19 protein-coding genes and 1 pseudogene are annotated in these 25,289 nt (G+C 54.9%); 12 read left to right on the plus strand and 8 right to left on the minus strand.

What is annotated here, in order from left to right:
* The first annotated feature begins 266 nt into the window (after nt 1–266).
* The 9 genes from BVK86_RS11085 to BVK86_RS11125 all read left to right on the plus strand — a co-directional run bounded on the left by BVK86_RS11085 (nt 267) and on the right by BVK86_RS11125 (nt 9,759).
* Entirely contained in the window at nt 267–668 is a 402-nt protein-coding gene (locus BVK86_RS11085) for a DUF6957 family protein (RefSeq protein WP_075946479.1), read from the plus strand.
* Nucleotides 669–718: 50 nt separating this feature from the next.
* Complete coding sequence (locus BVK86_RS30110) at nt 719–1,327, plus strand: antitoxin Xre/MbcA/ParS toxin-binding domain-containing protein (protein ID WP_231977968.1); 609 nt, start codon at nt 719–721, stop codon at nt 1,325–1,327.
* 127 nt (nt 1,328–1,454) lie between these two features.
* Nucleotides 1,455–2,618 carry a three-Cys-motif partner protein TcmP gene (gene tcmP / locus BVK86_RS11095; protein ID WP_075946480.1) on the plus strand — a complete coding sequence of 388 codons (1,164 nt, stop codon included), beginning with the start codon at nt 1,455–1,457 and terminating at the stop codon, nt 2,616–2,618.
* A 245-nt stretch (nt 2,619–2,863) separates the two neighbouring features.
* A complete protein-coding gene (locus BVK86_RS11100) occupies nt 2,864–3,607 on the plus strand; it encodes a phage Gp37/Gp68 family protein (RefSeq protein ID WP_075946481.1) in 744 nt (247 codons plus the stop codon).
* A gap of 16 nt (nt 3,608–3,623) precedes the next feature.
* Nucleotides 3,624–4,955 carry a three-Cys-motif partner protein TcmP gene (locus BVK86_RS11105; protein WP_075946482.1) on the plus strand — a complete coding sequence of 444 codons (1,332 nt, stop codon included), beginning with the start codon at nt 3,624–3,626 and terminating at the stop codon, nt 4,953–4,955.
* A gap of 82 nt (nt 4,956–5,037) precedes the next feature.
* Entirely contained in the window at nt 5,038–5,484 is a 447-nt protein-coding gene (locus BVK86_RS11110) for a TraB/TrbI/VirB10 family type IV secretion system protein (RefSeq protein WP_075946483.1), read from the plus strand.
* A 340-nt stretch (nt 5,485–5,824) separates the two neighbouring features.
* The gene (locus BVK86_RS11115) at nt 5,825–6,328 is read left to right on the plus strand and encodes a hypothetical protein (RefSeq protein WP_075946484.1); all 504 of its coding nucleotides are present in this window, start codon (nt 5,825–5,827) and stop codon (nt 6,326–6,328) included.
* Entirely contained in the window at nt 6,319–7,755 is a 1,437-nt protein-coding gene (locus BVK86_RS11120) for an XRE family transcriptional regulator (RefSeq protein WP_075946485.1), read from the plus strand. The genes BVK86_RS11115 and BVK86_RS11120 overlap by 10 nt, the downstream gene beginning before the upstream one ends.
* 246 nt (nt 7,756–8,001) lie before the next feature.
* Nucleotides 8,002–9,759, plus strand: coding sequence for a hypothetical protein (locus BVK86_RS11125; RefSeq protein ID WP_231977967.1), 1,758 nt, complete (start codon nt 8,002–8,004; stop codon nt 9,757–9,759).
* On the opposite strand, the gene BVK86_RS29035 is transcribed toward BVK86_RS11125, so the two are convergent.
* The 5 genes from BVK86_RS29035 to BVK86_RS11150 all read right to left on the minus strand — a co-directional run bounded on the left by BVK86_RS29035 (nt 9,742) and on the right by BVK86_RS11150 (nt 15,634).
* Nucleotides 9,742–10,668: a hypothetical protein gene (locus BVK86_RS29035; protein ID WP_083659319.1), complete on the minus strand. Its 927-nt coding sequence runs from the start codon at nt 10,666–10,668 to the stop codon at nt 9,742–9,744. The two genes, BVK86_RS11125 and BVK86_RS29035, sit on opposite strands and share 18 nt — an antisense overlap.
* A 517-nt stretch (nt 10,669–11,185) precedes the next feature.
* The gene (locus BVK86_RS30515; RefSeq protein ID WP_083659320.1) at nt 11,186–12,292 is read right to left on the minus strand and encodes a TniQ family protein; all 1,107 of its coding nucleotides are present in this window, start codon (nt 12,290–12,292) and stop codon (nt 11,186–11,188) included.
* Complete coding sequence (locus BVK86_RS11140) at nt 12,253–13,140, minus strand: TniB family NTP-binding protein (RefSeq protein ID WP_075946488.1); 888 nt, start codon at nt 13,138–13,140, stop codon at nt 12,253–12,255. Before BVK86_RS11140 ends, BVK86_RS30515 begins: the two co-directional genes overlap by 40 nt.
* The gene (locus BVK86_RS11145) at nt 13,137–15,065 is read right to left on the minus strand and encodes a Mu transposase C-terminal domain-containing protein (protein ID WP_075946489.1); all 1,929 of its coding nucleotides are present in this window, start codon (nt 15,063–15,065) and stop codon (nt 13,137–13,139) included. The genes BVK86_RS11140 and BVK86_RS11145 overlap by 4 nt, the downstream gene beginning before the upstream one ends.
* Complete coding sequence (locus BVK86_RS11150; RefSeq protein ID WP_083659321.1) at nt 15,065–15,634, minus strand: TnsA endonuclease N-terminal domain-containing protein; 570 nt, start codon at nt 15,632–15,634, stop codon at nt 15,065–15,067. Before BVK86_RS11150 ends, BVK86_RS11145 begins: the two co-directional genes overlap by 1 nt.
* Before the next feature lie 234 nt (nt 15,635–15,868).
* On the opposite strand from BVK86_RS11150, the pseudogene BVK86_RS11155 reads away from it, so the two are divergent.
* A pseudogene (locus tag BVK86_RS11155) lies at nt 15,869–16,519 on the plus strand (ATP-binding protein); the annotation flags it as partial.
* A gap of 94 nt (nt 16,520–16,613) precedes the next feature.
* Here the strand turns inward: BVK86_RS11155 and BVK86_RS11160 are convergent.
* Together BVK86_RS11160 and BVK86_RS11170 are read right to left on the minus strand one after the other, a co-directional pair.
* Nucleotides 16,614–18,590, minus strand: a complete 1,977-nt coding sequence (locus tag BVK86_RS11160; RefSeq protein ID WP_075946491.1) for a methyl-accepting chemotaxis protein — start codon at nt 18,588–18,590, stop codon at nt 16,614–16,616.
* Between the two features lie 185 nt (nt 18,591–18,775).
* Entirely contained in the window at nt 18,776–19,696 is a 921-nt protein-coding gene (locus tag BVK86_RS11170) for a LysR substrate-binding domain-containing protein (RefSeq protein WP_075946492.1), read from the minus strand.
* A gap of 158 nt (nt 19,697–19,854) precedes the next feature.
* On the opposite strand from BVK86_RS11170, the gene BVK86_RS11175 reads away from it, so the two are divergent.
* Nucleotides 19,855–21,252: a NorM family multidrug efflux MATE transporter gene (locus tag BVK86_RS11175; RefSeq protein ID WP_075946518.1), complete on the plus strand. Its 1,398-nt coding sequence runs from the start codon at nt 19,855–19,857 to the stop codon at nt 21,250–21,252.
* 70 nt (nt 21,253–21,322) lie between these two features.
* Here BVK86_RS11175 and BVK86_RS11180 read toward each other — a convergent pair whose 3' ends face one another.
* Nucleotides 21,323–22,996: a putative bifunctional diguanylate cyclase/phosphodiesterase gene (locus BVK86_RS11180; RefSeq protein WP_075946493.1), complete on the minus strand. Its 1,674-nt coding sequence runs from the start codon at nt 22,994–22,996 to the stop codon at nt 21,323–21,325.
* A 263-nt stretch (nt 22,997–23,259) separates the two neighbouring features.
* Here BVK86_RS11180 and rep point away from each other — a divergent pair, with 263 nt between their 5' ends.
* The gene (gene rep, locus BVK86_RS11185) at nt 23,260–25,269 is read left to right on the plus strand and encodes a DNA helicase Rep (RefSeq protein WP_075946494.1); all 2,010 of its coding nucleotides are present in this window, start codon (nt 23,260–23,262) and stop codon (nt 25,267–25,269) included.
* Nucleotides 25,270–25,289: the final 20 nt, after the last annotated feature.

Genomic DNA, 25,289 nt, shown 5'->3' on the forward strand with positions numbered 1-25,289 from the left:
AGATCGCAGCCACGTCGCTATCATCTTGGGCCCGGTCTCTATGGCTGGCCTAACGTAATCTCGGCTCTACTCGTGGCTAAGAACGTTTGTGAAAAATGCCGCAGCTAATACAACCTTGTGGATAGCCGAGGGATAAAAACCCCATGCTCGTCGCGACACGCGAGGCTTGAAGAAATTGCCGGGACTACCATGACCAATGGTGGTGCTAAGCGTGCAGGAAGAGAGCAAAATGCGATCACAGCATCCAGGCTTATGGGAAGTAGCGGATGAACCTCTCACAGCTGACTGATTTTTTTGACAGGCAGTACACGCCGCTGGACGGCTGCAGTTTATCTGCACGAGAGGCTGAAATCGCTGTTCGCGAAAAACTTCCATCCCGTCCATTTTGCTTGGTTAAGCATTGGACAATCCTTGATCTGCAAGTGAGCGCTGATGAGCTTGAAGCTCTGCGCTCGCGAGGGCTGGAGCCAGTGATGGTTTATGCATCGAGCGTTGTTCTGGACAGTCGTGGACGCTATCAGCCAGGAGATTGGGTGCGCAGCTCTTTCCACACTAGCCATGGGCCGCCGGGCTTCTTCATCACCAAAAACACCGTTTACCTGCTACTCGGCATGGGAAAGCGGCAGGTGATAACTATGGCTGACCTTAATGCACTTACGGGACAGTGACTTCACCACTCATGCACCCGATGCCACCCGCAAGGTCGAGGTTGACGATTATGGAGAAGCGTAGGGTTTGGGTTGTACGCTGCGAATACCCCAACGACGGCAGCGCAGACGTCATCGTCAACCTGCCAAACGAGCTCTTGAAACAATTGGGCCTGGGGTTAGGAGATCTTTTACAAATCGAATTTGAACAGGGCGTCATAATATTGCGCCCTGTCGCTAAATCATCAGGCGGCGTTTTAAGCGATAGACAACAGTCGCGCGCAACTGCTTCGCTGACTTATCGCCAACGGCTGAGGCATCTCCTTCACCTTCCTACCGAGACCACAGATCAACAGATACACGACCTGATCGAGTTGGGTTTCACTTCGAACAACGTGCGAGCACTTATTGATTTGGGCGTGCTCAATACCGATTTGCAAGGCAGATTGTCCAGCGGAGGACACTCAACAGCAGATGAAAGCGACTACGTCTTCAGGATCGCTCACATCCTCAGCCTGGCTGAGATCTTTTTTGGTGACATTGAAAAAGCCATCCGTTGGCTCTCCAAACCCAAGACGCAATTTGCTGGCAAAACTCCTTTTCAAATGCTTTCCACCAGTCCCGGCACGCGTCGAGTAGAAGAGCTTTTGGCTCAGGGCACCGAGGGAATGACCCTTTGAGCCCCTAAATTGGCTGGACAGCTTCATAGCTATCCCACAGCGGCTGAGATATCGTAAGGCCACTATCATTGTGCGCGAGTCGGCCGTCTGACATCTCAGCGACCAAGTGCATGAACAGGGAAGTCACATGTCGTCGATACCAATGGAGTACCACGGTCGTGAGCAGGCTTACGTAAAGCACACCATACTCAAGACCTATCTCCAACGCCTCTTTATGATCATCGGTCGAAATGAGACCGTGATTAATTACGTAGATTGTTTCGCAGGGCCATGGTCGGAAGAGTCTGAAGACTTGCACGACACCTCCATCGGAATCTCACTGCGTCTGATGAAGGATTGTGCCAAATCACTCGAAGAAGTGCATGGATGCAAAGTGAAGTTTCGCGCGTTGTACATCGAGAAAAACAAGACCGCCTTTGCGAAACTCAAAAATTTTCTCGACAACGATACCAGTGAGTGTGTGTCATCACGCTGCATCCAAGGCGACTACACCACCAAGATCGACGAAGTTGCTGCCTGGGCATCCCATCACTTCACCTTCTTCTTCATAGATCCCAAAGGATGGAACAAGGTTATCAATGCGCCGGTACTGGCTCCGTTGCTAGCGTTGAACAAAGCTGAATTTCTGATCAACTTCATGTATGACTTCCTCAACAGAGCCATGGCGATGAAGTCACAACAGACCAATGTCGAGGAGTTGCTGGGTAAGACCGTAAAGTTTTCGGGTGATGAGACAGCCGCGCAGCGCCAACAGATCATCGTCTCGCAGTACCGCCAAGCCATCTGCTCCCTATATGGCGGGCGCTCAGCCCATGTGACAGTCGAACGGCCCGGCATGGATCGAGTGTTGTATTTTCTGATTTATCTGACTCGCCATCCCAAGGGTCTGATTGTCTTCAAAGAAGCCGCAGAGCAAATGCACATGCTCCAGCGCGTCAGCCAATTCGAGACAAAACTGCGCCACCAATCGAGCAAGCGCGCACCAGTCGATGATCTCTTTGGTGGCTTCGAAGAACCTGAAGTGATGCACGCCCAAGATAACCGAACACTTGCGAAAACCTATGTGCTGGCGCAACTCTCCTCCGGGGCCTTGCTCATCGACAACGAGTGCTGGGCGGGTTTTCTGGAACAAACCGATTTCTATCCTAGCGACTTCCAGCTTGCCTTCAAAGAACTTGTGAAGGAGGGGAAAATAGTGAACTTGGACGTGGAGGTTAAAAAACGGACGAAAAAGCCGGTAAGACCAAACTGGGCAAGAGCAAGCGAGCACTGGGCACTGACACAAAAATAACCAAATAAAAAACCTATCTACTGATAATTTGAAACGATACTAAACTCCAAAAAAAATAAAGCTTTACATAACTAACTGTGGCGCCTTAACTTTATGGCGCCAAATATTTTGCCTATATTTTCCAAGCATATGTGTTATGCTCAAAATTTGGCAGGAACTCGAAAAAACTCTAAGCATTTCGATGATCAGAGTTTAAACCCGAATCCGTTATTAAGATCTTCCTGCACGACAGGAGTTTAAGTGCAATGAGTACCCAGACGAGTATTGAATGGACTGAAATGACTTGGAACCCAATTGTTGGGTGCACCAAGGTATCACCGGGCTGCAAACATTGTTATGCGGAAAATATGGCTCACCGCCTGCAAGCAATGGGAACGCCTGGCTACGAGAATGGATTCAAGCTCAGCCTGCGTCCGGAGAAATTGCGTGAACCACTGCTGCGCAAAAAGCCGACTATTTACTTTGTAAACTCGATGTCGGATCTATTTCATGAAAAAGTCCCCGACCACTACATTGATCAGGTCTTTGACGTCATCCGGGACGCAACGCAGCACACCTTTCAGATCCTTACAAAGCGCGCAGAAAGGCTGGCGGACTACTTCACCAAGCGCACGCCTCCGACCAATGCGTGGCTGGGCGTTTCAGTTGAAGACAAGGCTTATGGCGTTCCTCGCATCGATTGCCTGCGTAAAGTAAACGCGACGATCAGATTCCTCTCCGCAGAACCTCTTTTGGAAGACCTGGGTGAAATCGACCTGACCGACATTCATTGGGTAATTGTCGGTGGAGAATCGGGCAACAAGGCACGTCCGATGCAGCAGGAATGGGTCGACAATATTCATCGCCAATGCGACGAATATGGCTCAGCCTTCTTCTTCAAGCAATGGGGCGGCTGGGGTGCAGACGGCGTCAAGCGCTCGAAGAAAGCCAATGGTCGACTGCTAAACGGTCAAACCTGGGATGAAATACCTCTGTTGAATTTAGCCTGAGTTAGGGACTCTCCGAATGGCCAAGGATGAAAAGTACGAATGGAACATTTCCACAGGAACGTATCCCCAGATCGATCCTCACAGCAAGATCAAGCACAAGATCATTGAGGACTATATCCGTACCTACATCACGGTTGTGATGAGCAATCAGCGAATTCCCAAGATAGGGATAAACATCATCGATGGCTTCTGCGGGGGTGGTGTTTACAAAGACGATGACGGCCTAGGTACTCATTACGGATCGCCCATTATTGCTCTGGATACCGTCCAGCAAACCGTCGCAGAGCTCAATATTTTGAGAAGGCAGGAACGCGAGGTCAGAGCCAGATATTATTTCGTTGACATCAAGAAAGACAATATCGATTACCTGCGTGCGGTGCTCTTCGAGAAAGGCTATAGCCACCTCATTGATCAAAATGTATTTCTGTTGAAGTCGCGCTTCACTAATGCCCTTGCCGCCCTCATTGATCGGATAAAAAAATTCAAGCTGTCTGAACGCGCACTCTTCCTTCTCGACCAGTACGCTTACAAGGACGTACCGTTTTCAAGCATACGAACCATTTTCAAACAAGTAGAAAATGCCGAGGTGTTGCTGACGTTCAACGTGGACAGCCTAATTGACTACCTGTCCGAGCGAGACGAAAACCGCAAAGCACTGCAAAACATCGACCTGGAGAAATACATTCCTTGGGACAAGCTCCCAACCTTCAAAGCCACCATGCGCAGGGAATGGCAGCACCTTATTCAAAGATTTTTGGCGGAAGGAATCCTGAGAGAAAGCGGTGCAGAGTTCATGACCGTCTTCTTCATCACGCCCTTCGGCTCTAACCCAAGAACGTACTGGTTTATTCATCTTGCCAAAAGCTACCGCGCCAATGCGGTGATGAAAGAAATTCACTGGAAATACGGTAATCACTTTTCGCACTCCATGACGCCGGCACTCTTCGTGGGCTACGACACTAAACGCGATATCCAGGTCACCGATCAGCAAAACCTCGGTTTTGGTGATGAGCATTTCTTCGATGGGGTGACGAGCAAGCGCATTGAGACAGAGCTTTCTGAATTGCTGCCTCGAAAGATCTACGAGCAGCCCACACAGTCATTCGGCATGATGATGAGAGCCATGGCGAACGGAACAATGGCCAACGAAAGCATCGTTCGTGAAGCATTGCACATGCCCATCCTGTGCAAGGATATTGAAGTCTTCGACAAGGATGGACGAACCAAACGCCGCAAAGGCAGCAGCATCAAGTCCACTGACATTCTTGTGCCAGCGTCTCAGCGCACAATGTTTTTCGCTCAGCCTGTGACTCACCCTCGCAAAGCTCAGCCAGACAGCGAAGATTAATCACCGTTTTCCCCAAACCTTATTGCTCTCAGATCCCGTTGTGGGTGGTGAGCATTTTCGTTGCTTTGTATTGGAGCGGTTAATGGAACGTAGAAAATTGACTTGGGCCTTACTGATCAGCCTCGTCTTGATGTTTTGTGGTGTGGTGCAGGCCCAGCAGCCACCGGTGATGGCTCAACGACCGCAGAGTGAGCCTTATGAAGTGACTCAGGGCACCTTTCTCAACATCACCTTGGAGCGTGTCGATCCTGACCATGTATCCGCAATGCTCTATGAGAATGTTTATGACGACTTCGAGAACGTGGCCATTCCAAGAGGTAGCCGCCTATTTGGTCGGCAAATCAGCAAGGTCAACGACAGGTACGACGTGTACTTCACCCAACTGCAGTTGGGCAGCACTGGACAGACGCTCACTCTCGACCCACCGTTGCAAGCCACGTCGCCTCTGGGATCAGCCGGGATTACCAATTTCAAACCAGACGCAACCGCCGCGACCATCTGGCGTCGAGATCAAGTCATACCTCATTAACTCAAAATAATCGCGACAATGAGATCTCAATCCATCGTTCAGTGCATTTGAGTACCGTCAGACTAGCACTACTCACACAGCCAAATGTTTGGGATCAGAGGTCGGTTCAACGCGCTTCTGTCAGAGAAAGCCCGCGTGCCCATTCAAAGCTCTAAATCTCTTCATGAAATCCAGTTCATCTGTCGACGAGCGGTTGGCCAATGATGGCCATAACCCATCAAAAAAGATAATCTACGCGCCAAATGATAGGCAGAATTGCCTATTTTTCGGCTAACCTGAGTCTGAAAGCATGGCGCTAAGTGGCTCAGTTTTTTCAACCTCAAAATTTCCAAGTGGAATCATGGACTTTTCAACATTCAGGGATGTCTACCCAGCACGCGAACCAGCTGCTGATAAAATTCGAAACGATGACGAGCTCGTGCTAATTCCAGAATCGGCTGGGCTCCAATTTTTTCCGACCAGCCTCAACGACATCAGGTTGAGCGAGCCACCGAGAGTTTACGACGCTCGCGGCAATACCTATCTATGGGCTATCGGAACCGAAAAAGTCCCTGTGGCGATTGAGTCGCTTGAATTTGGCAAAACGCTCAAGACTCCTGTGATCAAGCACACAAACCTCACAGGAGGTGCTCTCGCACATTGCGGGGGAGAGCTATGGTTCGTTGCGGAAAAATCGATGTTGATTGGTGGCAGCTCAGGTCGGTACGGGCCGAAGACCGACCAGGAGCTAGCGGATGCTGTAGCTTCGTTCAAATGTGAGGGTTTCCAGGTAGCCTCTATGGGTTTTGACGAAGAAACAGGCGAGCCAAATACTGTGTTAGTGGGGCAGCCAAAATGGCAGTAACTCTGTGGGATAAAGTGACACTCGATGCTGTATTCGGTGTAGAAAGTACCGGCGACAGTGTCGAGGAACGCGCGCGCACATCAAATAGAGAGTTCGTGCGAAGCCAAGTTCAAATCGCATTTGCGAATGAGCGCGCGACGGGCCGAAAACTATCTGCTCGCGAGGCACTAGATAATTTTGGCTCGAACATATTACTCGGACTTAGCCACAAAAATGCTGTCCCATTAATATTGAAAGCAGGCGAACCAGGACTAACGATCAAGTCTCGACGCTCTGAGATGTCATTGTCGGTTGAAGATTTGGCACGAGCCACAAATATAGATGTAGAGCGTTTAATATCTTTCGAAACTGGCGACTCCATATTGCCGTTCAGAGACATTGAAAAAATATCTCGCTCTTTAGTACTTGATGAATCTGTCATAGGATATCAGCCGGGCTCAGGGGGCGATCCACAATTAGGTGTAAGATTTAAGGAGTTCTTTAAAGGCGCCGGTGATGGCGCTGGCCTTTTATCTTCCGCCTTGGTTCTTCGATTAAGCGAGTCAGCTTGGGTAGTTAAGAAGCAACTCAGCTTGCAATCGAAACTTGGCGTTTCTCAAGCAGACGTTATACGTGACCTCGGCATCAAGCCAGATAATGATTACAAGTGGCCCGCTTACAAGAAAGGCTATGCGCTAGCAGCACTAACTAGAAAACTTCTTGGCATTGGCGAAACTGATCCTATTCATTCTCTGTCAGATTTGGTCGAGAACAAACTCTGCATTCCGGTCGTGCAGTCGGACTTCTCTAGTAAATTCGCTGGAGCTACCGTTTCGCCTAGCGACACTGGACGAGGCATAGTTCTGAACACCAATGGCGCGAACTCAAATGTTTGGGTGCGACGTACAACGTTGGCACACGAACTGGGGCATCTATTGTGGGATCCCGACCACAGGCTGAATAAACTCGTTGTGGATGAGTACGACGATTTTAATCGAGCTACCGAAAGTCAAGACTTCTCTTACGATGAGGTTGAGGCAAGAGCTAACGCCTTCGCCGCAGAATTCCTGGCTCCGGCTCAAGGTGTAAGAGAATTGTTTAGCTTGCACCCTAGGGCTGAGGATGGACTTCGCGCAGTTATGGAACGCTTTGGAGTTGGATTAACAACTGCAAAGTGGCAACTGATTAACGCAAAACTTATCGGTCCAGATGAAAAGTTCTCAAACGTTGATTACTCTCATACCAATGATTGGGTCATCAGTGAAGAAGCCTGCTTGAGCTACTCTCCTGTGCCCTCGATTCCTGAATCGAGAAGAGGACGCTTCGCAAAAATTGTGTCTGATTGCGTTCAGGAGAGAATCATTTCAAATGATAGCGCGGCTTTTTGTTTGTCCATCTCGGAGAGTGATTTTTTAGAAAACAGAGATAGGATAGCAAGTCTGCATTAAAATTTTCATGCTCACCTAAGGCGCCTCTTTCAATAGTGGCGCCTTTTTTATTTTCCGTTCTATCAAGCCAGTAAGAACAGCCTCATCGGCGATATCACTTCTGAAGCAAACTAAAATGATTCCAGTTTTTGCCCTCGGCTATTCAAGATAGTCACAGACGTGATGTCGGATCGGACAGTCGAAGAGTAGCGACATGACACAACACTGTGATATTTGTACACCACCGCTTCAGGCACTGGTGCTCCGTTGTCCTTCTTTACTGACCCATACCGTTATCAAAAAGCTTCCAAATCCAACGTCAATTTTGCGGGCGTTCTTCAGGAAAAGGATTACGACCTGCTCGTCTGGTTTTACGGCGGCGTGTGGAAGAGCCCCAACAAATCACATGAACCGCTAGTTGATGTGGTGTTTCGCAGACGGGAGGCTGACGGAGTACTGGGCACTGTTGAAGTTCTCCCTGTCGCATTGTCGTTTCTTGGCCATCTGAGGATCGGAAGTTGTTGGCGGGGCGGCCGATGGGTAGGAGCTATGGAGCTGGAAGTCCTTCCACTCACGTTCGTGGATTTCAAGGACGGCGAAAAGTGGCGCTTGGTTCAGGCTCGCGACACCGTGTTAATGGGCAATGCGGTGCACGGTATTCCCTGGCGGGAAGGCACAACCTGGCTCGTCGAAATTGATTTCGGACGTACAAAAAAACTCCTTATACCGTGTCTCGAGTTCTTTACTCGCTATTACGGCCGTAACTCGGAGTCCGCCAGGGTGATTGCCACCTATCCATGGGACACTGTCTTGGAGCGATTCTTCTATGACTTCCCCATGGAGCCAGATGATCAGCGGGTGTGCTTGAAAAATTGGGTGTCTTCCGTAGAGGCGGTATTTTTATGGCATCTGCTCTATGACCCGCATACCCAGAAAGCCTGCAGGAGCATTTACTCTGAGCTCGAAGTTCAATTTGGTTCAGCGGCTAGCTCCAACAAAGCCCAACTAAAAGTCGGGCCATGGTTCGAGGGCAGCGCAATGTTGACGGGAGCAGGAAAGTGGTTGGACGATAACACCTTCCTTTGCTTGGATCTGACCGGCGTCAGCGAACCGAAAGGCCCGCCGGTAAAAATCGAACGCTCCAGCTTCGCAACGGATGGAACCCTCGATGGCGGTTGGTGCAGAGAACACAGAATCAAACAGCTACCTGAAGATCAAAGGGTTTCGCTAACCGATGTGGAACCTCCGGATGTCGATTCAGAAAAGCTTCGAGTACCCAACCCTGAAATCATTCTGCTTGGCGAAAGAAGGCGAATCATAAAGTCGCGCCGAACGCATGCAGGCGTTAGGGGAAGAACCATTCCTTCGTCCACGGATCATCCCCTGCACGCACCAGGTGAGGGTCAAGGTACGGATAAAGGCGTTGGCTCGGTCGTGTTTTACACCGAACACAAATGGGAAAGACAGGGTGACTTGAAAGACATCTGGGAGGCATGTGGACGGATGGCCGATAAATATCCCCTAATTACCAGTGTGCAATGGTTCACCTTCAAGCGAGGCTATCAGCAGATTGGCCCTCCTGAGCTCGAACTGTTGCGGCCAATGGAAGACACAAACGTATCACCGAAGGTGCGCAACTGGGCCTACCTGGATGTTCGAGAGAAGGTATTGAGGGGATTACTGATTATCAGGATACGTGCTGATTCGCGTAGTTTCTTCCTCATCGAATCCCAACGCCGACCGCGTTTCGTGAGTGAGAAGAAAAGCGACGATGCTAAGGGTCATCAGGGATTACTGCTGGAAATCAATGCCAGTCGGACGGACACGGAACAAGCATTGCGAGAGGTTTGTTCGAGCATACGATACGTCGAAGGTCAGGTGAAAAACATGCGACTTGAGGCAGGATTTCCTAAAACCACCTTCAATCATTCGCCACGAGCGCGGGGCGATTTTCTGTTTGAAGGAGTATTAATTGGAAAATTTGCCGAACTCAATCTCACCCTGCAGTCAGAACCTGTCGGTTGAACGCTGCGCCGCGTCGCACGGGGACGGAATCCAATAGTTTTGTCGCTCGAAAGACACCTCAAAACCGTTCCCGTCGGCCAAGGGGCGTACGGTTATTCCCCGCATCGAGCGACGGGTGAGGCTGTAAAAATATTTGAGCCCCACGAGGATCCATCGTTCTGTGACATCTTCGCCAGCGCGAGTCCTTTTGAACAAAGTGAAGAGTTCGTGCTCAAGGTTTCGCCTTCCAAATGACTTCGCCTTACCCCTCAAGATCTGAATGTCGATTTCAGCTTCAAATCTCAAGTTCAGGTAGTGGATGAACCCCGTCAACGAGGCCATCCGTCCAGGCGCATGCCTTAAAAACCGGGATATCTCATCGGCATCAGGTAGCTCGTCCGTGTGGCGGTGCACTTCGATCAGTAGACTCGTCGCAGTACTGAGCGCCAACCGAACGGAACGCAGCGACGTTTGCTCAGTGCTTACGCGAGACATTAACAGGTTGTAATAGCCACTCAACGCCTCGCGTTGTTGCCCACCCACCCCAGATGCCAAACATACCTCAATCCGCCGCTGCTCCGAATCCAGTGCTCGGGCTCGACCATCTACCGCCACACCTCGATTTTCAATCAACCAGGTCACTGGTAGCCGCGTGCGTCTAAGACTCTCAGCGCCAAAATGCGTCAGCAGGTCTGAGTAGGCTGGAGGCCAGGAACAATGTTTCTCGACCTCTCGAAAAAACAGTAAATACCGGTTGATCGAACGTGCCGCTTTTTTGTAATCAGTGTGCGAAGGTAGCCAGTCGCCGAATCGCAGAAAATCGTCTTTCACTTCGGCACTGCGCAACGCCTCAACGTCCATGGCAAGACGTTTTCTGAAGGTGCGCTGCCAGTAGCATTCATTGCATTCTTTCCCCACCCCAGCAGGCATATCGGCCCCACAGCACCAACAGGAAATTGTTCCCACCGTCGAACACAGCCAGCACAATTTGCGCCCGTCTGGACGCAAAGTTAGTTGCCGATTGCGCCTGCACAAAGCGCAGGTTTCAAAACCAATGCGTGCACATTTAGGACAAGCTTTAACCGTCCTTCCGTCCGCCACAACTCGACTCCGTCGCGTTGAATAGGTCCCGCATATCTCACAGGGCTGAGGTTGAGTGAAGTAATGTGCACAAGAGTTACAGGCAGGCCCATAGGGCGTCATTCGCCCCACCCGCCGACCTGTGCGTCCGCAGCGCACACACGGGCTACCTGATAAACAGCGCTGACAGACCGCTTTCGAATCAAAAGTGGGTAGGCGTGCAACGCTGGCGCAGCGCGGACAAGCGCGACGCTTAAAAAGGCGGGCATAACAGGTCGAACAATACCTCTGCTGCTTATATATCTTCTTGACTGTGAAAAATGACGCACCGCAGCCTTCGCAAACGCTCGACCTGGATTCTTCACTGTCAGCCATCTCTTGAAAACTTCCTCAACAGGCGCGCCCAGGCCTTGGCGGCATTTGGTCGAGCACCACCAGATACGCGCCTTGATCGATGCTTTTTCGGCCCATCTCGCAGCGCCTGCACAATGATGGAAAGACTGCTAGGCACACTGCTCCCACGCGGCAATTGAATGGCTGACCGTGGAAGTTCATGTGCCCTAAATACCTTGACCAAAATCATCGGATCCAAAGACATGATTTTCCAAGCCTGCCTTAGGAGTACCGCACGGTCTCTCACTGGAAGTGCTTCAAAAGCAAGGCCCGAGCAATTGACTCCGATCGTACCGATCCCTAATTCATCGAGCACTGCGATGAGCGATCGGCTTGGATGAAGCGAGGCAAAACGTACGAAAGATACGATGCTCCTCGCCCAGCAGAACCAATCATGCGTGGCCATAGACTGGCATTGCGTCACCTGCCGTCCAGCTAAACACTCATCGGCCGCTTGTTGAAACGCCAAGAAGGAGTCAGGAGCTTTCTCGACCAGCGTCGTCGACAATAAATAGCCACATCGGTGGCATGCACAGCAATCTTGATGTGGGGGCAAGAGACAGTGAGGCTGTAAGGCCGCCCAGCAATTCGGGCAATGGTCGATTAGCCAGGTTTGATGACGTGCACAGACAGTGTGCCAGGCAAGTCGACTACGGATGCTGTAGTAAGGCACAGCCTCAGCAAAGCACGATGGACAGAGTTGCAACCCAGCCGCGCAACGAAGATTCCTACTACCTCGTGCAAGTATCCAAGGCCATGTTCCCACGGGAGCTGTGGGTTTATCGGTGAGGGTCTCAACCAGAGAATGCAGGCTACAACTTTCAACCTGAGCGACGGTGCATCCTGCTAAGCGACCGAGGCTCGCCGCTCGTTCAGTGCGCATCCCACGGTCAAGATCATTGCCGAACGCACGCCACTTAGGCCACACGATACCGCTCAGAGCCAATGGCGCGCATCCATGCGCCAATGCCGTACGAACCAGCCAGGAACTGAGTAACTCATCTTCCATAATCGGCGGCGTCCTGGGCCACACTGAATTGCCTAGATCAATTCGCGGATGCCACGTGTAGGGCGTAGCCATGATTTGCTCTCAATTATCGACTGGTCGATATGCTCCTTGCCGGACTTGATGGCGTCTGTCGCGCACTCAAGCAGTAGTCGTTGGAGATCTCCGGTATTCCCGCCGGAAATTGAGTGAAGCAACTGCGCCAAATGAGGTCGATACAAACCCGACGGCTCGCGAAGCGGAAGGACTGACTCAAACCCTTTGACCAATTTCTGAAATTCCGCATTAGGCTGCCATGTGTTCAGCGGCATCACATCAAAACGACTGGCGTGCTGGGGATCCGTATGAAGCACTAGGACTGCATCAGCGGTGCCGACCCCAACCACTGGAATTGCTAGCGTGTTACAGAGAAACTTGAGGGCATTCATTGTTTCACGCTGCTTTATCGCAGACCCGGTTAGCAACGAATGAAACTCATCGATGATTAGCATCCTGACGCTGCAGGAGCGGAACATGTGAACAACCTGGTACCTAAGTTTGGTAACAGAATCAGACTCGCGGTATGGGGCCCAGAATTGATCCAAGATAGCGATGTACAGTCCTTTTTCGCCAGATGTAGGAGGCGACTCAGTCAGTATGACGGGTTTAACAGCATCTCCTTCCTCATTGACGTAGCCCTCGCCGTGCAAGGCCATAAACCTACGCACGATTGTGGTTTTGCCGTTGTTGGAATCGCCCACGATAAGCAGATTTCTCATGCGCGGTCGCGCAGGCATCTGCATCAAATGCAGCAAGGTATCCAAGATTTTCTGAGCAGCGGGATAGCCAATCCAGCGAGGCTGATCAAGAAAGTGAATACGCTCGCTATCAGCCAGCTGAACAACAGCTCGGAACTCCGGATGAACGTGCGTGTACTGGGTCATGAAACATCTCCAAAGCCTTCCAGCTCGAAGTCGACCATGCCTTCCGGAATACCTTTGGCAAAAGTCTCCTGCTTGCGCTCCACTGACTGAGGCTGAGGTGCAGCAGGCGTGACATTCTTAGAATGGCGATGGTGCCGCTCAGCTTCACGCCTCACTTTCTTGGTTAGCGCCTTCGAAGACTCGACCAGTTTGCGGTTTTCAAGGATATACCTTTTGATGAGTTCTTCGTTTATCTGACTTCGCCCCTCATCGACTGCTCTTTTCTTCGCCGCTCGATACTCCCAGATACTCGCCGCAGGGAAAGCCTGGTTCGCCACCGGAATCTTAAAGTACTGCTTGATCAACGGATCGAAGAACCATAGGGCACTGATATCCCGAGGATCTCGTCGGAAGATGAACTTGCGAGTCTTGCCTGTCGCCCCATCCTTGACATTGATCCACGGCCGCAACGCTTCTGAGTAATAGCGTACGTCTAGTTCAACGCCATAATGCTGAATCGTCCGCTCGAATGAAGGCAGAAAATCACGCTGGATCGTAAAGGGGTCAGCAGGACGCATCGGCAAGCCCACCAGCGGATCAACGCCGACATTTCCGAAGATACCGATGTGCCACTTGCGCGCGGGGCTCATGAAAATTTTGGAATGGTATTCCTGATTGTATTTGAGTATTTCCCGAACCAGCCAAATCTCAAACTCTTCAGCCGTCAGTGCTGCCTTACCTTCTGAATCGTAACCGTCACGGTCGTCGACATTCCCAAAGGTGGTTCCGGGAAGCGAGTGGACTTTCTTCATGAACGTGCCTAACAGACGCTCGATATGCCCGCCGAATTTAGGTCGCCTCACGGGACGAAATCGATTTTCGATGCCATACAACGAACAAGAACGCTTCAAACTCTCGGCCTGGAAATCGGGGCCATTGTCAGAATGCAGGACTGCTGGGAAACCCCAGACCGGCCATTCACCTTCTAGGCCATGGACAGTCAACCAATCCTCCTTGGGAAGCGCGGAATGAACGAGGCACATAGCGACCGAGATGCCCGAAGGCTCATCAAATGCCAAGTAATACCCAGTGATCATCCTCGTATGGACACAAATTGCCAGCGTCAGCCACATCCTGCCGACCGAAAGCCGATGGACTTTATCCACCAGCATCACATCAATTGGGGTGTGATCGATCTGCACAACGGACAGCGGATAATCGGCTCCCGGAAACGAGCCAGGTGAAGGCATGTACTTGTTCCGCGCAATCTCAGCGAAACCACGGCCACGGAAGTAATCCTTGTCCGAAACCTGCTTTATACGAGCTCGTATCGCGGAAGGACTCGGAGGAGTGACATTTGCATTTTCACACGCCTCTTTAACCCTCGCGACAGCCTCTTGAACAGTGGGTCGTTGGTTCGTCAGGAAAAAATCATTGATGATTGACGTGATGATGTCTTCCGCGACCTTCGACAGTCGCGAATTTCCTTGTTGCCAGCCACGTTTGCGTGGAATAAGCGCCAGAAGCTCGCCCCAGGTTCTGTATCGCTCTAACCATCGGTAAAGAGTAGCGGGTGCCACGTCGACTTCCTTGGCTCGCTTTTCGACCTCTTTACGCCCAACAACAGAGTTACCCAGCAATGGCTGAATAGCGGCATAACGAGTCTGCGCAACGGCCCACTCTTCAGCTGCAATCATCTCGATGTCGTAATTGACGTAGAGCCCTTCGACCTTGTCCCTTGGCACGGGTCTCAGAGCTGCAACTGGAAGCGATGCTGCGCGCCCGGACTCGACGTCGATGCCGATGACCGTCTTGAAATCTAGTACCTGAGAGATTCGATAGACGTGGTTCGCATGCGTCACCATCGAATTGATGTTGACATCAACGCGAGCTCGATCAGGTACAAACGGCACCAGCTCGTCGTTTTTTTTGTCTTGATCGCTCATCACTCAGGTATCCAAAGTTCGAGAAAACTATTGAGTGGAAGTCGGATATCGCAATCCAACTGCCGAGTCGCCACCAGGTGCCAGATGTGACCGATGCCTTCAGCCTGATAAATGCCACCGAAATGCCGGGCTAGCAGATAGTGGAACGGCACCACGCCCATCTGCCTGACCGTTTCAAGAATCCATGCCGTGTTCTCAGGGGGATAGTGGAAGCGCTTGTAACGCTCCAAAAACTGGACATTGGCAAAGGCCGTATCACGGATGCGGCTCTCATCGTGGATATGAAAGCTCCAACCTTGCTCGTTGGCGTATCGCCATGCGGCTTTCCATTTAGGTAGCCACTTTCTCCAGTTCGCTCGCCAGTCTGCTTCCGGCTTTACCTCCACCAACAATGGCTTCGGATATTGCTCAAAACTGCGGTTACCCAGTCGGTAGTAGACTAAGAAATCTGGCGTGTACTGGAAGGGGCGTCCATCTCTACCGGCGAAATCAATTTTCACAGGCTGGGACACAATCATTTCTACGTCGCGGGAAAAAGCCGTCCTCGCGAGAAAATCGCGCTCCAGCATCGATTCGTAAGGAATCCCTTCCTCTGATCGAAACGGAAAGACCCCGGACATACTGCGTTTAGTGGGTTTGATCGCGCGGGTCGGGCGCGGCCTAGGAATGTCGCAACTATTTTTATCCATAGGTAGTTTTGTCGCGCCTAATCTGAAAAACCGTCTCAGCTATTTCAGCATTTTTGTGACGGTTTACAAGGGTTGTAGTGAACCACTGTCTCATTTATTTCTAAATCCTACAGCGGCTCGAAACCGCAACCCGGCGAAATCACGCTCGCCCATCACGGAGTGTTGTTTCTTGATGAACTTCCTGAGTTCGAGCGCAAAGTGCTGGAAGTGCTGAGGGAACCCCTGGAGTCCGGCCATATCGTGATTTCCCGCGCAAAGGATCGCGTGCGTTTTCCGGCGCGCTTTCAATTGGTCGCGGCGATGAATCCTTGCCCCTGCGGTTTTCTCGGCGAACCCAGCGGTCGTTGCACCTGCACGCCGGACATGGTCCAGCGCTATCGCAACAAACTCTCCGGCCCCTTGCTGGATCGCATCGATTTGCACCTGACCGTGGCGCGGGAGGCCACCGCGTTGAATCCAGTCCTTAAACCGGGAGAGGACAGTGCCAGCGCGGCATTACGCGTGGCCGAAGCCAGGGAGCGCCAGCAGAAGCGTCAGGGGTGTGCCAATGCTTTTCTCGATCTGCCGGGTTTACGCCGCTACTGCACGTTATCCACAGCCGATGAGCATTGGCTGGAAACCGCTTGTGAGCGGCTGACCCTGTCGCTGCGTTCCGCGCATCGATTGCTGAAGGTAGCGCGGACACTGGCTGATCTGGAGCAGGTTGACGGGATCAACCGCGAGCATCTGGCGGAAGCATTGCAGTATCGGCCGGCGACGCAGTAAATGCCTATACCGCGTCGCCCCCACAGAGATCCAGGCTGCAGCCGACCGGGATCAAATGTGGGAGCCTGCTCGCGAAAGCTATTTCAAAAGCGACTCAACGAAACCGGTCGACCTCAGAGCGCAAATCCGCCGCCAGCTTCTCCAGCTCTTTGGCGGTCACCGCCAGGTTGGACACCACCTCACGCTGCTCACTGTTGGCCAGGGCGATGCTTTGCAGATTGCTGCTGAGCAAGGTCGCGGTACTGCTTTGTTCCTGAGTCGCGGTGGTGATCGCGGCGAACTGCTGACCGGCCGAGCGACTTTGTTCGTCGATCCGCGCCAGTGCCGAAGCGACATTGGCGTTGCGCGACAGGCCTTCCTGCATCAGCACGTTGCCCTGCTCCATGGTGCTGATGGCGTTGCCGGTTTCCTGCTGAATGCTTTGGATCATCACAGAGATTTCGTCAGTCGCCTGACGGGTACGGGACGCCAGGTTACGCACTTCGTCCGCCACCACAGCGAAGCCACGACCCTGCTCGCCGGCGCGGGCGGCTTCGATCGCAGCGTTCAGCGCCAACAGGTTAGTCTGTTCGGCAATCGAGGTAATCACGCCGACGATGCCGCCGATTTCCTGGGAACGCTGGCCCAGGGTGTTGATCACCGTCGCGGTGCTGTTCAACGCCCCGGCGATTTGCTCCAGCGACGAGGACGCTTCGTCCATCGACGTGCGACCGATCTGGGTTTGCTGGGCGTTTTCCTGCGCCAGACGCTGGGTGCTGCCCATGTTGTCGGCGATGTTCAGGGACGTGGCACTGAACTCTTCCACCGCACCGGCCATGCTGGTGATCTCGCCCGACTGCTGCTCCATGCCTTCATAAGCGCCACCGGACAAACCGGACAAGGCCTGGGCACGGCTGTTGACCTCCATCGACGCGTTGCGGATGTGCTCAACCATGGTCGACAGCGCCTGGCTCATCTGATTGAACGCGCGGGCCAGTTGGCCGATTTCGTCGTTGCTTGTCACGCTCAGGCGCACGCTCAGGTCGCCTGCGCCCAACGCTTCTGCCTGACGCACCAGATCATCCAGCGGCGCGAGTTTGCTGCGCAGCAACCAGACCGCCGAACCCACCGCGATCAACATCGCCAGCAGGCTGCCGATGGCCAACTGGATGCCGACGCTCCAGGTCACGGCGCTGATTTCGGTTTTTGGCATGCTCGCCACCACCGACCACGGACCGTCCTCGAATGGCACGGCAATGCTGTAGAAGTCTTGCGACGAGTCGTTCCAGAAAACGCCCTTGCCCGGGGTCTTCGCGAGCGCCACGACGGCCGGGACCGCTTGATCCAGCGCCTGCACACCCGCAATCGGGACCAGCCATTTGTTTTGCTCATCCAGCAACGCCAGAGAGCCGGTCTGGCCGATACGGAAGCGCTTGAGGTTTTCGAACTGGGCATTCTGCGCGTCGGTGTAATCGAAGCCCACGAACAGCACGGCGATCACCTTGCCGCTGCTATCGCGCACAGGGGTGTATTGCGTCATGTAGAAGCGCTCGAAGAGCAAGGCGCGCCCCACGTAGCTCTGCCCCGCCATCAGCCGCGCATAGGCCGGGTGGGCGTGATCAAGCAGCGTGCCGATCGCGCGATTGCCATCCTGCTTGGTCAGGGATGTGCTGACCCGAATGAAGTCTTCCCCGCTGCGCACAAACACCGTGGCCACACCGGCGGTCATCTGCTTGAAGTCGTCCACTTCCTTGAAGTTATTGTTCAGCACTTCGCTGCCCAGGTGCAGACCCGGCGTCTGCGTACCCGCGACGGCCACCGGTTCATCCGGGTGCACGCTCAGGCCGGCGCTGAAACGCTTTTCGAACAGACCTGCCAGGCGCTGGGTGCTTTCACGCAGGGTGCCGTGAAAGGTGCTCAACTGATCGGCCAACAGCCGGGCCTCACTGGCCAGGTGTTCTTCGCGAGTGGCCAGGTTGGCCGCGTCCAGCGAACGCAGGGCAAACAAGGTACTGCCGGTGATGACAATCGCCAGTATCACGGCAAGCGCAAGACCAAGCTGTGAAGCGATCCGGGCACGAGGTTGAGACATGACAGCTCCTGGCCGAGCGACCGGATCATCCTGATCGCGACGCATGCTCAGCAAAATTTCTAATAATGGGGGTAGCGTCGAACCTGCACGTAGGTCCCACGAGGAGATTTTCGGCGGCAAACGGCAATACTTGAGTAACGCGTTAGGATATGGCGCAAGGCTGCTACTTCTGCGGCTTCATCGTTTCAGCTCAAGTGCACGACTTCGGGCAGTTCCATGGCCCGGACTTCGCCTTGCAGAAAGTCGCTGAGACGGCGCATGCGCTCGCCGCCGGGGCGGGTTTTTGGCCAGACCAGGTAGTACTTCTCCCCGCTGGCAACCGCAGTCGGCCACGGCAGACTCAAACGACCCTGGGCCACATCCTCCGCCACCATCAGCAAGTCGCCCATGGACACACCGTAGCCTCGGGCGGCGGCGATCATGCCCAGCTCCAGCGTATCGAACACCTGTCCGCCCTTGAGCGACACCTGCTCGGCCAGGCCCATACGCTCCAGCCAATTACGCCAGTCGCGACGATCCGGCGTCGGGTGCAGCAGTTCGGTGTTGACCAGGCGCGCCACATCCCAGGGCTGATCGTTCAACAGATTGGGCGCGCCTACCGGAATCAACTCCTCGGGGAACAGGTAACTCGCCTCCCAGTCCGGCGGGAAATGGCCATTACTGAGCAACACCGCACAGTCGAATGGTTCCTCGTTGAAGTCCACCGAATCGACATCCATCCAGGCGCTGGTGAGTTGCACCTCGTTGCCCGGCTGCAGATGGCGGAAGCGGCTGAGGCGCGCCAGCAACCAGCGCATGGTCAGGGTCGACGGAGCTTTCATGCGCAGGATGTCGTCTTCGGCGCGCAAGGTGTTGCAGGCGCGTTCCAGGGCAGTAAAGCCTTCGCGGATACCCGGCAACAGCAAACGGGCGGACTCGGTCAGTTGCAGGTTGCGGCCACTGCGATGAAACAAGCGGCAGGCAAAATGCTCTTCGAGGGTACGAATATGCCGACTGACCGCACTCTGGGTAATCGACAGTTCTTCCGCTGCGCGGGTAAACGAACTATGCCGCGCCGCCGCTTCGAATGCGCGCAGGGCATACAAGGGAGGAAGACGACGTGACATTCGGAAAGCTCCTATAGCGAGGTTGCGCCACCCTAGCAGAAACTCTCCAGCATGAGTTTGAATCATGCCATCCATCCTTTTTATCCCTTTGTGCAATCCCCGCGAAGCGCCGAGAATCGACGCTTTCCTGTTCTCTCTGACATTCGAGCGTGATGACCATGCAGCATCCAGCGCGTATTGAACTCTGGGCCATCCTGCGGCTGGCGGGGCCGTTGATTGCCTCGCAGTTGGCGCACATGTTGATGGTCCTCACCGACACCCTGATGATGGCGCGCCTGAGCCCCGAGGCACTGGCCGGCGGCGGGCTCGGTGCGGCGTCCTATTCGTTCGTGTCGATTTTCTGCATCGGCGTGATCGCGGCGGTCGGCACCCTGGTGGCGATCCGTCATGGCGCGGGCGACATCCTCGGCGCGGCCCGCCTGACCCAGGCCGGGGTGTGGCTGGCCTGGTTGATGGCGCTGGTTGCCGGGTTGCTGCTGTGGAACCTCAAACCGGTGCTGTTGCTGTTCGGCCAAACCGAAAGCAACGTCCAGGCGGCCGGGCAATTCCTGATTTTTTTGCCCTTCGCGCTGCCCGGCTACCTGAGCTTCATGGCGTTGCGCGGCTTCACCAGCGCCATCGGCCGCGCGACACCGGTGATGGTTATAAGCCTGGGCGGTACGGTGGCCAACTTCCTGCTCAACTACGCATTGATCACCGGCATGTTCGGCCTGCCGAAACTCGGTTTGATGGGCATCGGACTGGTCACCGCGATTGTCGCCAACCTCATGGCACTGGCGCTGGCGTGGCACATTCGCCGGCATCCGGCTTACGACGCCTATCCGCTGCGCCAGGGCTTGCTGCGGCTCAACCGGCAGTACCTGAAAGAACTGTGGCGCCTGGGCCTGCCGATTGGCGGCACCTATGCCGTGGAGGTCGGGCTGTTTGCGTTCGCGGCGCTGTGCATGGGCACCATGGGCAGCACGCAACTGGCAGCGCACCAGATCGCTCTGCAAATCGTCTCGGTGGCGTTCATGATCCCTGCGGGGATGTCGTATGCGATCACCATGCGCATCGGCCAGCATTACGGCGCCGGGCAATTGCTGGATGCGCGACTGGCCGGTCGGGTCGGCATCGCCTTCGGTGCGGCGGCGATGCTGTGCTTTGCGATGGTGTTCTGGTTGCTGCCGAATCAGTTGATCGGCCTGTTCCTGGATCACAACGACCCGGCGTTCCACGACGTCATCAAACTGGCCGTGAGTCTGTTGGCGGTGGCGGCATGGTTCGAGCTGTTCGACGGCACGCAAACCATCGCCATGGGCTGCATTCGCGGGCTCAAGGACGCCAAGACCACCTTCCTGGTCGGCCTGGGCTGCTATTGGCTGATCGGCGCACCGGCGGCGTGGTGGATGGCCTTTCATTTGAATTGGGGGGCGACGGGAGTCTGGTGGGGGCTGGCGCTGGGCCTGGCTTGTGCGGCGGTCAGTTTGACGCTGGCGTTTGAGTGGAAGATGAAGCGGATGATTCGGCGTGAGCCAACACCTGAGGAAGGTTTCCGGATGGCTCAACCTGACTGAAATCCCATGGGGTGTGTGGCGAGGGAGCTTGCTCCCTCGCCACAAAAGCGCGTTCCTGCAAGTGTTGTGGTTACACCACCACTTCCAGCGGCGCCTGCTGATTGCTGCCAAACATCAAATATTCCACCAGATCCGCCAACGCCAGTGGCTTGCTGATCAGATAACCCTGTACTTGATCGCAATCGAATCCGCGCAACAAATCCAGTTGCTCCGGCGTTTCCACGCCTTCGGCCACCACTTCGAGGTTGAGGTTGTGCGCCAGGTTGATCATCGCGTGAACCAGCTTGCGGTTTTCTTCGCGCTGCTCCATGCCGCCGACAAAGCTCTTGTCGATCTTCAGCAAGGTGATCGGCAGGCTGTTGAGGTGCACGAACGACGAGAATCCGGTGCCGAAGTCGTCGAGGGAAAAACGCACGCCCAGTCGCCCGAGGGCGTCCATGGTTTGCTTCACCAGATCGCTGCGGCGCATGACCGCGGTTTCGGTCAATTCGAATTCCAGCCACTGCGCTTCGACGCCACGCTCGGCAATCAACCGGCTCAGGGTCGATAGCAGCTGGCTGTCCTGAAACTGGCGGAACGACAGGTTGATCGCCATGTGCAGCGGCGGCAAGCCCAGTTCCAGCAGCGCCTGCATGTCACGCAGGGCACGGGAAATCACCCAATAGCCCAGCGGCACAATCAAACCGCTTTGCTCGGCCAGCGGCACGAATTCACTCGGCGGCAGCAAACCGCGTTCAGCGTGACGCCAGCGCACGAGGGCTTCGAGACCGACGATCTGCCCGTCTTCGAGGTTCAGGCGTGGCTGGTAGTGCAGTTCCAGTTCATCGCGACGCAACGCCCGACGCAGCTCGGTTTCGAGATCGGCGATGCTGCGGGCATTGCGATTGATGCGTTCGTTGAAGATATGAAAGGTGCAGCCCTGAGTGCTCTTTGCCTGCTGCATGGCAATGTGCGCGTGCCACATCAACGGGTCGGCACCGGCCTGGGCACGGGCGTGGGCGATGCCCAGGCTAGAGCCGATCAACAGGCTTTCGCCATCGACCCAATAGGGCTCGGCCAGCGCTTCGGTGATGCGTTCGGCCATCCATTCGGCGCGCTGCGGGGCGCGGCGGGTATCGATCAGCAGGGCGAACTCATCGCTGCCCAGTCGCGCCAGCTGATCACCCGCTTCGAGCTGGCTTTTGAGCCGGGCGACCACCTGCAGGATCAACCGGTCGCCTGCCTGATGGCCGAGGGCGTCGTTGGCATGACGAAAGTTATCGAGGTCGAGGTGCCCGAGGGCCAGGCCGCGACCGTCGTTTTCCGCCAGACGCGCCGCCAGCAAGGTCTGGAAACCCTGGCGGTTGGCGATGCCGGTCAACGGGTCTTGCTCGGCCAGGCGTTGCAGGGTGTTCTCCAGCACACCGCGCTCACGCACATGACGCAAGCAACGGCGCAGCATGCCGGGGTCGAGATGGTCGCGGACCAGCCAGTCGCTGACGCCATCGGGCGGTGTGAGCGGTTCGTGTTCAAGCAGCAACACCGTTGGCAAACTGCAACGGCCCGGCGCCGGCTGAAGAGCCGGGATCGTCAATAACACCGCAGTGCGGTTGTCATCGAACAGACTGCTGACCGACTCCCAACTCGGCGCGCTGATGAGCACGGCCGAGCTCCCCATCGGAGCCAGACACTCGCGCAACAACGCTGCCCACGCTGGCTCTTCGGCCAGTAGCAGCAAACGCAAGGGTTCGACAGGCGTAGACAAGCTAGCTCCCTAGACTCTGCAAAGATGTAGGCGACGGGCATTATGCCGTGCCGACAACTAATGACAATGACATCAGTTATCAAACGAGATCTTTGTATCCGGAATTACGTACATTAGACGCAAATCCGTTGCGCATCCTGCGTGAAAGTAACAAAACCGGCAATTAGAGTTCGCGTTGTGCGTCACAAGTCGGAGAGAGCAGCACAAATCGCTGAGCCTGTTAAAATGCCGGCCCATTTCGTGACTGACGCCTGAGTTTACCTATGTCCCGACTCAATCCCCGGCAGCAAGAAGCCGTGAGCTACGTCGGCGGCCCTCTTTTGGTGCTCGCCGGTGCAGGCTCCGGCAAGACCAGCGTGATCACGCGCAAGATTGCGCACCTGATCCAGAACTGCGGCATCCGCGCCCAGTACATCGTCGCCATGACCTTCACCAACAAGGCTGCCCGCGAGATGAAGGAACGGGTCGGCACTCTGCTGCGCGCCGGTGAAGGTCGTGGCCTGACGGTCTGCACCTTCCACAACCTGGGCCTGAACATCATCCGCAAGGAACACGCGCGGCTGGGCTACAAACCGGGCTTCTCGATTTTTGACGAAACAGACGTCAAGGCCCTGATGACCGACATCATGCAGAAGGAATACTCGGGCGACGACGGCGTCGACGAGATCAAGAACATGATCGGCGCCTGGAAAAACGACCTGATCCTGCCGGCCCAGGCCCTGGAAAACGCCCGCAATCCCAAGGAACAGACCGCCGCCATCGTCTACACCCACTACCAGCGTACGCTCAAGGCGTTCAACGCAGTGGACTTCGACGACCTGATCCTGCTGCCGGTGAAGCTGTTCGAAGAACACGCCGACATCCTGGAAAAGTGGCAGAACAAGGTGCGCTACCTGCTGGTGGACGAATACCAGGACACCAATGCCAGCCAGTACCTGTTGGTGAAAATGCTGATCGGCAAGCGCAACCAGTTCACCGTGGTGGGCGACGACGACCAGTCGATCTACGCCTGGCGCGGCGCCCGCCCGGAAAACCTGATGCTGCTCAAGGACGACTACCCGTCCTTGAAAGTGGTGATGCTGGAGCAGAACTATCGCTCCACCAGCCGCATCCTGCGCTGCGCCAACGTGCTGATCTCGAACAATCCGCACGAATTCGAAAAGCAGCTGTGGAGTGAAATGGGCCACGGCGACGAGATCCGCGTGATCCGCTGCCGCAACGAAGACGCCGAAGCCGAGCGCGTGGCCATGGAAATCCTCAGCCTGCACTTGCGCACCGACCGGCCGTACAGCGATTTCGCGATCCTCTATCGCGGCAACTACCAGGCCAAGCTGATCGAGCTGAAACTGCAGCATCACCAGGTGCCGTATCGCCTGTCCGGCGGCAACAGCTTCTTCGGGCGCCAGGAAGTGAAAGACCTGATGGCCTACTTCCGCCTGATCGTGAACCCGGACGACGACAACGCCTTCCTGCGGGTGATCAACGTGCCGCGCCGGGAAATCGGCTCCACCACCCTCGAGAAACTGGGCAACTACGCCACCGAGCGAAAAATCTCGATGTACGCCGCCACCGACGAAATCGGCCTGGGTGAACATCTGGACAGCCGCTTCACTGATCGCCTGTCGCGCTTCAAGCGCTTCATGGACCGGGTGCGCGAGCAGTGCGCCGGCGAAGACCCGATCTCGGCCCTGCGCAGCATGGTCATGGACATCGACTACGAGAACTGGCTGCGCACCAACAGCTCCAGCGACAAGGCCGCCGACTACCGCATGGGCAACGTCTGGTTCCTGATCGAGGCGTTGAAAAACACCCTGGAGAAGGACGAAGAAGGCGAGATGACCGTCGAAGACGCCATCGGCAAACTCGTCCTGCGCGACATGCTGGAGCGTCAGCAGGAAGAGGAAGACGGTGCCGAAGGCGTGCAGATGATGACCTTGCACGCGTCCAAGGGCCTGGAATTCCCCTACGTGTTCATCATGGGCATGGAAGAGGAAATCCTCCCACACCGTTCCAGCATCGAAGCCGACACCATCGAAGAAGAACGCCGGCTGGCCTACGTGGGCATTACCCGCGCGCGCCAGACCCTGGCCTTCACCTTCGCCGCCAAGCGCAAACAGTACGGCGAGATCATCGATTGCGCACCGAGCCGCTTCCTCGATGAACTGCCGCCGGATGACCTGGCCTGGGAAGGCAACGACGACACACCGACCGAAGTCAAAGCCGTACGCGGAAACAACGCATTGGCGGATATACGCGCGATGTTAAAGCGCTAGAATTGACCACTTTTTTAAAA

The sequence above is a fragment of the Pseudomonas reinekei genome (assembly GCF_001945365.1).
GTDB lineage: Bacteria > Pseudomonadota > Gammaproteobacteria > Pseudomonadales > Pseudomonadaceae > Aquipseudomonas > Aquipseudomonas reinekei.